This window comes from Trinickia sp. (assembly GCF_051961175.1).
Lineage (GTDB): Bacteria > Pseudomonadota > Gammaproteobacteria > Burkholderiales > Burkholderiaceae > Trinickia.
This window is the reverse complement of record NZ_JBQCDN010000309.1, coordinates 1-4,849: the sequence shown is the minus strand read 5'-3', so window position 1 is coordinate 4,849 and position 4,849 is coordinate 1. Positions and strand designations below refer to the sequence as shown.

Sequence of the window (4,849 nt, the reverse complement as noted above, 5' to 3'; positions counted from 1 at the left end):
TTTTCGTCGAAGCGGCAAGCGGTACGTCCTGAAGCGGCGCGCGCAGCGCAGCATCAAAGCGGATCGATTTTGCACATGGCTCGCGCGGCAGGCGGCCGGGATGCCGGATCCCGCGTAACGCGCGGGGCGGGCTCAGTCGCATTCGCGGGCCGTTGGATCATGCTGAAACAGCGTCGGCCGTCGGCGGCGGGCCAGCGTCACGATCTTTACGCTTCTCGTTTGCGGCTCAGTCGGGGGATTCGTTCCCCTTCCAAATTCGTGGACGGTGCGCAAGACGACGACCCGTTCCGGCGCACTGATTTGCCCCGGAGGGATGCCTCGTCCGCCATCCGAGGCGCCGATCAATACCCTTCGTCCATCAAACGGGCCTTCACCTTCTTACCTTTGACCTTGCCCGCATTGAGCTTACGCAGTGCATCGCGGGCGATGCTCCGCTCCACCGCGACATACGTCGAATAGTCGGTCACATTGATCTTGCCGATCTGAGCGCCGTTAAAGCCTGCTTCGCCTGTCAGCGCGCCCAGCACATCGCCAGGGCGAATCTTTTCCTTGCGGCCGCCGAGGATCTGTATGGTTTCCATCGGCGGCAACAACGGGGCATCGCCGCTGTCCTTGAGTTCGGCGAGCGCATGCCATTCGACGTCGCGCTTTTGCGCCTGTTCGATGCCGCCCACCCGCCCCATCTCATCCATGCTCGCGAGAGTTAGCGCCCAACCTTCCTGGTCCGCACGGCCCGTGCGGCCGATCCGATGCACATGCACCTGGGGATCGGGCGTTACATCAACGTTGATGACCGCTTCGAGTTGGGCAACGTCCAGCCCGCGCGCGGCAACGTCAGTGGCCACGAGCACCGAACAGCTGCGGTTCGCGAATTGGATCAGCACCTGATCGCGTTCGCGCTGATCGAGTTCGCCATGCAACGCCAGCGCATGAAAACCCTGCGCACGCAACACATCGAGCAAGTCGCGGCATTGCTGTTTGGTATTGCAGAAGGCAAGCGTGCTCACCGGGCGATAGTGATTGAGCAACATCCCTACGGCATGCAGCCGCTCGTCGTCCGTCACCTCATAGAAGCGCTGGCGGATCTTACTGTCGTCGTGGTGCTCTTCGAGCCGCACTTCTTTCGGGTTGCGTAAAAACCGCTGGCTCAGCTTGGCGATGCCGTCGGGATAGGTCGCCGAAAACAGCAACGTTTGCCGTTCCTTCGGGCATTGGCTCGCCACTTTCGCGATATCGTCGTAAAAACCCATATCGAGCATGCGATCGGCTTCGTCGAGCACGAGCGTGCTCAATGCCTCGAGGGCAAGGCTGCCGCGCTCGAGATGATCCATGATGCGCCCCGGCGTGCCGACGACGATATGCGCGCCATGTTCGAGGCTCGAAACCTGGGGTGCCATCGGCGTGCCACCGCATAGTGTCAGCACCTTGATATTCTCTTCGGCGCGTGCGAGGCGGCGGATTTCCTGCGTGACCTGATCGGCAAGCTCCCGCGTTGGGCAGAGGACCATCGCTTGCACATCGAAACGGCGCGCGTCGAGCCGTGCGAGCAACGCGAGCGAGAAGGCGGCCGTCTTGCCGCTTCCCGTCTTCGCCTGAGCGATCAAATCCTGCCCGGCCAGCGCAATCGGCAAGCTCGCCGCTTGGATCGGCGTCATGGAGACATAGCCGAGCCGAGCAAGGTTCTCGAGTACGGTGGGCGCGAGTGCGAGCTCGCTGAAGGAGGTGGCGGTGGGTGTGTTTGTCATGAGAGGGCGTCGTTCGTCAATCCTGCATGTTCACGATCGATGAACATCCGCGCATCATGAACAACAACGCCGGGCTGAGCAACTTTTTCGAGCGCGAAGCGATCACTCGCGCCCGAAATATCCACCCATCGCGACGATTAACCCGCCACCAGCGGGCGACAGGCGTTCACCGTTCGCTGAAAGCACGAAATCGCGTAATCGACGTCTTCTTGCGTGGTATATCGGCCAAGGCTCAGGCGAACGGTGCGGCTCGCCGAATCTTCGTCGAGCCCGATCGCGGTCAAGACATGCGAAGGCGTGCCGGCCGCCGAGTTGCAGGCCGAAGTGGACGAGACGGCAAGGTCACCGCCGAGCATGAAGGTAAAGAAACCGGGTAAGCCGACAGTCAGGCTCAACGTATGAGGAATGCGGCGTGCCGTACTCGCATTGTGCGTGACACCGTCGAGCGCGAGCACCGCATCGAGAAACCGTGCACTGAGTTTCGCAATCCGCTCGCTGTCATTGCCCATCATGGTGGCGGCCAATTCGCATGCCGATCCCATGCCGGCGATCTGATGCGTCGCGAGTGTGCCTGAGCGGAGCCCGAACTCATGACCGCCGCCGTGCATCTGCGGTGCGATCCGGTCCGCCGCCTCGCGGCTCACATACAACGCCCCGATGCCTTTCGGCCCGTACACCTTATGCGCGGACATCGACATCAAATCGATGCCGAGCGCTTTTACGTCGATCGGCGTCTTGCCGAGCGCCTGTGCGGCGTCGACGTGCAACAGCGCGCCGGCCGCGTGCACGATCGGTGCAATCGCGGCGATATCCGTGAGCGTGCCGAGTTCGTTGTTGACGAGCATCAGCGACACCAGTCCGGTTTGCGGACCGATCGCCGCCGCGACCGCATCGGCCGTGATTTCGCCGCTCGCCGTCGGGCAAATGTAAGTGACCGGCATGTCGCGCTTCTCGAGGCTGGCCATCGTATCGAGGATTGCCTTGTGTTCAAGCCGGCTCGTCACCAGGTGGCGCTTTGCCGTGGCGCTATCGGCATAGCCCTTCAGTGCCAGATTGTTCGATTCCGTCGCACCGGACGTCCAGACGATTTCCTGCGCCTGCGCGCCGATCAGATCGGCAACCTGCCGTCGTGCGAGTTCCACTCGCCCTCGCGCAGCCGCACCCGCCGCATGCGAGCTCGAAGCGGGATTGCCGAATACCCCATCGATGCCCAAGCATTCGGACATCGCCTGAATGACCTTCGGATCGACAGGCGTCGTCGCCGCATAGTCGAAATAATGCAATTTGGTACGTTCGCTCATGATCATCGCCAAAACCTTCGGATCGCACACCGTTTCGAAAAACGATGGAAGCTCACAGAAGAACTTTTAACCAGGAATTAGGAAAGAGCGCCGCTGTCCTTCACGCTCAAGCAGCGAACCGCGTTCGCCCTTGCGTCGCTCGCGAGTGCGTCCAGCGGGCCCTACGAGGCAGCCCGCGTGGCTGCAGACACCGTGAGTAGGTGACTGCAATGTTAGTGGTGCGATCGCGAAAATTGCTTCCAAATAATGACGAAAATCGCGAGATTCATAGAAAAATTTTCTAGTGCCGGCTCGAGAATCGCCATCAGCTCTCCATGGGCGCCGTCAACTGCCGTGCGATCTCAAGAAAATTTTCCACTTTCGATGTCTTGGGTTGAGCCTGCGACGCCAGCGCGAGCCGGATCGTGATATTCGCACCGGCAACGTCCGCATACACCACGCCTTCGACCTGGATCTGACAGACCGACGCCGGCACAAGCGATACGCCGAACTCCGCAGCGACGAAATTCACGACAGAGGACAATTGCGGTGCCTGCTGGCCCAGTACCGGCTCGAAACCAGCGTTGCGGCAGGCCCCCACGATCACATCGTGCAGCGTCGGGCTCACGTCGCGAGGCAGCAGCACGAACGGTTCGCCGGCGAGCATCTCGAGTTTGATGCGCTGCTTGCGGGCCAACCGATGCGTGACCGGCAGCACCAACCGCATGCGTTCGGCCGCGATGTGATGGAAGGTCATCCCCGCCGGCGACTGTGCGCCCAGCCGCACGAAAGCCACGTCGACGCGGCCCGATTTGAGATCGTCCAGCAGTTCGGCCGTGTTGCCTTCCGACAGCGTCAGGGTCACGCCGGGATAAGACTGGCGGAATTGCCGAATCATCCTCGGCACGACCGGGTTGAAAGCCGCAGACCCGGTGAAGCCGATATTCAGTTGGCCCGTCTCACCCCGCCCCGCGCTCTGCGCATTGGCAATGGCAAGACCCGCGCTCTCCAGGAGCCGGCGCGCGTCGACGAGGAAAACTTCACCGGCTTCGGTGAGCACCACCCCGTGCCCTGTCCGCCGAAACAGCCGTACGTTCAACTCGGCTTCCAGTGCGTGAATTTGCGCGCTCAACGGCGGCTGGCCGATGCCCAGCTTCTCCGCGGCCCGCGTGACGTTGCGTTCCTCGGCGACCGCGAGGAAGTAGCGAATATGCCGTAGCTCCATACCGATATCTGTAAAAAGTATTTCTGGAATACACGATAGATATTGGACAGCATATCAGCGCGGGAAGACAATATGCGCAAAATTCTTGGCGTGGCATTACGCCGCGCTTACTACGCGCCCCTCATCCCCTCGCCGCGTTCGGCTTGGTTCAGTCCGCCCGTTGCATACGGCGGCCTTGTGTGCGGCGGCCGTAGCAAGATCGGACTCGATACGACAAAGGGGTATGACATGGCAGGACCTATAGAAAAGCAGAGACCGAGGCCGGAGTTCCGGAACATCGGGATTGGCGACATTACGATGTCCTATCGCCTGCCGTTGGCGGCGAAGGTATCGATCCTGCACCGGGTCAGCGGCGCGCTGCTCTTCGTTTCGCTGCCCTTCCTGCTGTACCTCTTCGATCAAAGCCTCACTTCGGAAATCAGCTTCGAAACGTTCAAGCTGTTTCTCTCCAACATCGTCGTCAAGCTCATCGCGCTTGTGCTGGCGTGGGCCTTTCTCTTTCATTTCTGCGCCGGTATCCGCCATCTCGTGATGGACACGAACCACGACGCAGTAACGAAGGAGAACGGCAAGCGTACGTCGGTCGTCGTCTTCGTCGT

3 protein-coding genes and 1 pseudogene are annotated in these 4,849 nt (G+C 61.1%); 1 reads left to right on the top strand and 3 read right to left on the bottom strand.

Annotated elements, in window-relative coordinates; genetic code table 11:
• Positions 1-341: 341 nt before the first annotated feature.
• From dbpA to ACTHL0_RS18625, 3 genes and pseudogenes are all read right to left on the bottom strand, one after another.
• The gene (dbpA, locus tag ACTHL0_RS18635) at positions 342-1,745 is read right to left on the bottom strand and encodes an ATP-dependent RNA helicase DbpA (RefSeq protein WP_440568312.1); all 1,404 of its coding nucleotides are present in this window, start codon (positions 1,743-1,745) and stop codon (positions 342-344) included.
• 143 nt (positions 1,746-1,888) lie between these two features.
• A pseudogene (locus ACTHL0_RS18630) lies at positions 1,889-3,046 on the bottom strand (cysteine desulfurase family protein); the annotation flags it as partial.
• A gap of 304 nt (positions 3,047-3,350) precedes the next feature.
• Positions 3,351-4,250: a LysR family transcriptional regulator gene (locus tag ACTHL0_RS18625; protein ID WP_440568311.1), complete on the bottom strand. Its 900-nt coding sequence runs from the start codon at positions 4,248-4,250 to the stop codon at positions 3,351-3,353.
• A gap of 228 nt (positions 4,251-4,478) precedes the next feature.
• Between ACTHL0_RS18625 and sdhC the strand changes: the two genes are divergently transcribed.
• The coding region (sdhC, locus tag ACTHL0_RS18620; protein WP_440568310.1) for a succinate dehydrogenase, cytochrome b556 subunit at positions 4,479-4,849 on the top strand (371 nt) is incomplete at its 3' end.